Annotated in this window: 5 protein-coding genes; 3 read left to right on the forward strand and 2 right to left on the reverse strand. The window is 74.1% G+C overall.

Going from position 1 to position 5,184, the window contains the following annotated elements:
- Positions 1-118: 118 nt before the first annotated feature.
- Together RIN80_RS24870 and RIN80_RS24875 are read left to right on the forward strand one after the other, a co-directional pair.
- Positions 119-814, forward strand: coding sequence for a ScbR family autoregulator-binding transcription factor (locus RIN80_RS24870; protein ID WP_309097882.1), 696 nt, complete (start codon positions 119-121; stop codon positions 812-814).
- A gap of 134 nt (positions 815-948) precedes the next feature.
- Complete coding sequence (locus RIN80_RS24875; protein WP_309097883.1) at positions 949-2,277, forward strand: cytochrome P450; 1,329 nt, start codon at positions 949-951, stop codon at positions 2,275-2,277.
- Here RIN80_RS24875 and RIN80_RS24880 read toward each other — a convergent pair.
- Positions 2,222-3,145, reverse strand: a complete 924-nt coding sequence (locus RIN80_RS24880) for an NAD-dependent epimerase/dehydratase family protein (protein ID WP_309097884.1) — start codon at positions 3,143-3,145, stop codon at positions 2,222-2,224. The genes RIN80_RS24875 and RIN80_RS24880 overlap by 56 nt on opposite strands.
- A complete protein-coding gene (locus RIN80_RS24885) occupies positions 3,142-4,140 on the reverse strand; it encodes a ScbA/BarX family gamma-butyrolactone biosynthesis protein (RefSeq protein WP_309097885.1) in 999 nt (332 codons plus the stop codon). The genes RIN80_RS24880 and RIN80_RS24885 overlap by 4 nt, the downstream gene beginning before the upstream one ends.
- 160 nt (positions 4,141-4,300) lie before the next feature.
- On the opposite strand from RIN80_RS24885, the gene RIN80_RS24890 reads away from it, so the two are divergent.
- Complete coding sequence (locus RIN80_RS24890; RefSeq protein ID WP_309097886.1) at positions 4,301-5,131, forward strand: ScbR family autoregulator-binding transcription factor; 831 nt, start codon at positions 4,301-4,303, stop codon at positions 5,129-5,131.
- Positions 5,132-5,184: the final 53 nt, after the last annotated feature.

Below are 5,184 nucleotides of genomic sequence, written 5' to 3' on the forward strand. Positions count from 1 at the left end.
TGGCGTACCTGCGCGCGTAGGAGCGGCCGCAGGGCGCCCGGCCCGGCCGCGCGTTGTGGAAAAACCGGCGACTTGGTTTCATTGCGTCGCCATTCAGAGCCCTGCAGGGGAGCCACGGGTGACCAAACAGGACCGGGCCGTGCGGACCCGTCGCGCGCTGATCCGCTCGGCGGCCGAGCACTTCGAGGCCCGCGGCTACGACCGGGCCAGCCTGGCGGAGATCAGCGCGGGAGCCGGCGTCAGCTCCGGCGCGCTGCACTTCCACTTCGACAACAAGGCCGCCGTGGCCGACGCCGTCGAGCAGGCCGCCGCCCGTGCCCTGCGCCGGGTGGCGCTCGCGGGCCGCGGTGGCGACGGGTGCGCCCTGCAGCGGCTCGTGGACGTCACGCACCGGGTCGCCCGGCTGCTCCGTGCCGACGTCGTGGTCCGGGCGGGGTTGCGGCTCAACGCCGAGGCGGCCGCCGGGCGGGCTCGTGACCTGCGCCGGGAGTGGCGGGCGTGCGTGCACGACCTGCTGAACGAGGCGGAGCGCGGGGGCGAACTCGCCGCGGGGGTCCCGCCGCACCGCACCGGTGCCGTCGTCCTCGCCGCCACCACCGGCATCGAGGTGCTGGCCCGCGAGGACCGCGGCTGGCTCGCCCGCCCCTCCCTCACCGAACTGTGGCACCTGCTCCTGCCCTGCGTGGCCGCACCGCACCTCGCCGGCGCCCTGGACCCGGCCGGGCGCGAGCCGGACCAGCGCGCCCCGGAGGCGGACCCGGCCCCGGGCCCGACCCCGCAGGAGCCGGCCGCGGCGCCGCTCGCGCTGCGGTAGCGGGCGCCCTCGACCGCCCCCCGGTGGGCAGTCGGAGGGCGTCGGGTTGACCGGAACAAACCGGTTGGCAAGTTTTTTCGGCGCCCGGATCGCACGATGGTCTCCCAGCCCCCGGGACCGAGGAGCGACGAGTCATGGCACCACAGACCTGCCCCTTCCTGACGATCGACCCGTCCGGCCGGAACCTCTACGACGAGATAGCCCGAATCCGCGCCCGGGGCCCGGCCGTGGAGGTGGAACTCCCGGGCGGCGTGCGGGCGTGGTGGATCAACGGCCTGGAGCTGAACAAACGGCTCCTGGCCGGACCCGAGACCAGCAAGGACGCCTACCGGCACTGGCCCGCCTGGATCAACGGCGACATCTCCCGCACCTGGCCGCTGGCCATCTGGGTCTCGGTGCGCAACATGGTCACCGCCTACGGCGACGACCACAGCCGGCTGCGCAAGCCGATGGCCGCGGCCTTCACCAAACGCCGTGTGGACGCGCTGCTGCCGCGCGTCCAGGAGATCGTCGACCGGGCCCTGGACGGCCTGGAGCGGCTGCCGGAGGGCGAAGTGGTCGACCTGCGCGCGGCGTTCGCGGCGCCGGTGCCGCACGAAGTGGTGTGCGAACTGTTCGGCGTACCGCACGGCGAGGACGGTCCGCGCCGGGCCCTCTACCGCATCATCGGCCGCTTCTTCGACACGGCGATCTCCCTGGAGGACGCCCAGGCCAACGCGGTCGACCTCTACGCCACGCTGACGGCGTTCCTGCGGTACAAGCGCGCGCACCCGGCCGACGACCTGACGACGGCCCTCATCGCCGCCCGCGACGAAGGCAGCCTGAGCGAACAGGAGTTGATGGACAACCTCATCCTGCTGCTCACCGCGGGCTTCGAGACGACCGTCAACCTCATCGACAACACCGTGCACAGCCTGCTCGCCCACCCCGACCAGCTGGACCTCGTCCGCTCCGGCCGGGTGACCTGGGAGGACGCCCTGGAGGAGTCGCTTCGGTACGAGGCGCCGGGCGCCATGTCGGGCCTGCGCTACGCCGTGGAGGACATCGAGATCGAGCCGGATCTCGTCATCCCGAAGGGCGACCCCGTCGTCGTCTCGTTCGCCGGTGCCGGACGCGACCCGGAGCGGCACGGGCCCGACGCCGACCGGTTCGACGTCACGCGCGCGACCAGCCGCGACCACGTGTCCTTCGGCCACGGCGTGCACCACTGCCTGGGCCGGCCCCTGGCGATGGCCGAGGCGACGGTGGCGCTGACGTCCCTGTTCGAGCGGTTCCCGCGCCTCGCCCTGGCCGATCCGGGGCGTCCGCCGAAGCGGCTGCGCTCGATCATCTCCACCGGCCACCAGGAGTTGCCGGTGCTGCTGCACGGCCCGCGGACGGGCCCGCGCCCGGCGGAGGCCGAGGCGATCAGGAAGCTGTCCGGCCTGCGAGGAACGAGCGGTACCAGGGTGCCGCGCGCCTGAACCCGGCCGCGAACCCGTCCCCGGGCGGGCAGTCGAGGTCCTTCCAGAACCCGTCGTCCACGAACCAGTGGTCGACCGTGAGCATGGAGAGGTGGTGGAGGGCGCGCGGTGAACCGGCGGCCCGCTCCAGGGCGGTGGCGACGTCCACCGCCTCACCGCCGCCGGGTACGCCCAGTTCTTCGCGCACGGCCCCGAGCAGTTCGGTGACGGGCACCGGCTCGGGGTGGGCGACGTAGTGCGCGCCGCCGTCGTGCGCCGGGGACAGCGCCGCGGCCACCACCGCGCGGCCCAGGGTGGAGACGTCGATCATCGACTGCAGCGCCGTGCAGCCGGTCACCGTCGCCGACAACTCGCCCAGCAGCCAGGCCACTGCGGGCACGACCCAGCGGTCGCCCTCGCCGTACACGAGGTGCGGGCGCAGCACCAGGCCGCCCGCGTCGAGGACGTGCCGTTCGGCGGCGGCGCGGGAGCGGCTGGTGGCCGACGCGGGCGCGATCGGGGCCTGACCGGGGCGCACACCGCGGAAGGGGCCCCGGCCGTGGACGGCGGCCGTGCTCACGTACACGATCCGGCGCACTCCGGCGCGCACGGCCTCCTCGACCAGGGCCCGCGTGCCGTGGTCGTTGACGGCCTCGACACCGGCGTCGTCGCCGCTGATCCGCGTGGCGCAGTGCAGCAGCACGTCGACGCCGGTACAAGTGCCGCGCAGGGAGGGCGGGTCGGACAGGTCGCCGCGGACGGCGTCGGGTCCGTGCGCGCCCTGCCGGGACAGCTGTCGTACGCGCACCCCGGGGCGCAGGCGGGCCGCGGCCGCCACCCGGCTGCCGACGAAGCCGCTCGCGCCGGTGAGGAGGAAGGTGACCGTCACGACAGGGACCGTACCGGCCCGGGCCGCGCGGAGGTGAGGGAGGCGGTGAAGACCGGCTCGCCGTCCTGCCGCCCGGACACCCGGACGGTCACCTCCCCGGGGTTCTCGTCGAGCACCTCGGCCTCCAGCAGGCAGGGGCTGTGCAGTTCGGCGTAGCGGGCGAAGGTGGCGGACATCGCGCGCGGCAGGAAGGGGTGCAGGCCGGAGGCGGCGGTCGCGGCCTGGCGGGCCGCCTCGAACAGGACCATGCCGGGGACGTGGTCGTTGGGCCGGGGGAAGAGCACGGGGTGGCCGGTGTCCACGCGCAGCCGCCAGACGCCGGGCCGGTCGCCGGGTGCGAGGACGACGTCCTCGGCGCGGGTGCGGCCGGCGAGCCCGGGAGCGATGCCCGGCAGCGGCGGCACGGGCGTGTCCATGGCGGCCAACTGCCGCGCCCGCAGGCGCCGGTAGGCGAGCGGTGAGGTGCAGCCGGTGCTGCCGGTGCCGCGGGCGACGAACCGGCCCGCGCGGCGGAACTCCATCGTGGTCCGCATCGCGGCCAGGCCGCGGCCACGGCGGCGTATCTCGGAGCAGACGACGTCGACGACGACCGGCTCGGCGGCGTCCGCCGGCCGCAGCGCCGCGGGGTCGGTGACGACGCTGAGGTCCCACATGACGAAGTGGCTGTCGGCGGGGGCCCCGAACTCGGCGTGCGCGAGCACCATCGCCGCCTGCCGCAACGTTTCGCCCACGACCATCGGGTCCTGGTGCATCCCGTCCACGGAGCCGAAGAAGCGGTGGGCGACCGGCCAGTGCGCGGTGAAGCGGAAGCGGGTTTCGGAGATTCGGGTCCACCCGGTGGGGAAGACGTCGGTGTCGGTGGTGCGGTGGGCGAGTTCCTTCGTGACGGTCCGGTATGGCGCGTTCTCGACGGCCGCCGCGGCTTCGTTTGCCCGGTGGTCCGCTCGTCGGGTCTGATCGTCCGTGAGCGCGCTCGAAGGCCCTGTCCGCGGCATGAGAACCCCCGCTCATCGGCTGCCCGGCTGTGGTCGGCGTTTGACTAAGATACGGACGAGCCGGTTTTTTTCAAAGGGTGAGCCAAGCCGCTGGGACAGGCTCTCGCGCCCTCGCCACACAGCGAGTTCACAGGGATCGACGGAGATCAGGAGGCACCCGATGGCGCGACAGGAGCGCGCGATCCGCACCCGGCGGACCATCCTGGAGGCGGCCGCGGCCGTCTTCGACGAACGCGGCTACACCTCGGCGACCATCGGGGAGATCCTGGACCGGGCGGGCGTCACCAAGGGCGCGCTGTACTTCCACTTCGGCTCCAAGGAGGAGCTGGCGATCGGGGTGTTCGAGGAACAGCTCGCGATCACGCTCCCACCGCAGTCCGGCAAGCTCCAGGAGCTCGTCGACTCCGGGCTGGTGCTGGCCCGCCGGCTGCGGTCCGAGCCGCTGGTGCGCGCCAGCGTGGGGCTCGCCCTGGACCAGGGCGCCATGGACCTCGACCGCACACCGGCCTTCCAGATGTGGATCGACCAGAACGTGCAGCGGCTGGGCGAGGCGAAGGCACAGGGCGAACTGCTGCCGCACGTGGACGTGGCGGAGACGGCGGAGCTGCTGGTCGGCAGCTTCTCCGGAGTGCAGCTGCTGTCCCAGCTGCGCTGCCAGCGGCAGGACCTGGAGCGCCGCGTCGTGGTGATGTTCGAGCACTTCCTGCCGAGCATCGCGGTCCCCGCTGTGTTGACCCGCCTCGACATCTCGGAGGACCGCGCGGAGCGGGTGCTGGCGCAGGGGTGGGTGGAGGAGCGGGGGTCTGAGGAGCGGGGGACCGAGCGGGTTTCGGACCCGGTCTCGGACTCGCTTTCGGACCCGGTTGCGGAGCGGGCCTCGGATGGGTCTGCGGGGGTTTCCGACCTCGGGCCGGACGGGGCCTCGGCGCGGGAGCGGGTGTCCGGCGGGCCGGAGGGGGCCGTGCCGGTGCAGGCGCCTTCCGGGGCGTAGGCCGCGCTCGCCCCGGGCGGTTCGGCTGGGCGCGGGCGGCGGTGGCGCAGGTG

It is taken from the genome of Streptomyces sp. (genome assembly GCF_031181705.1).
Classification (GTDB): Bacteria; Actinomycetota; Actinomycetes; order Streptomycetales; family Streptomycetaceae; genus Streptomyces.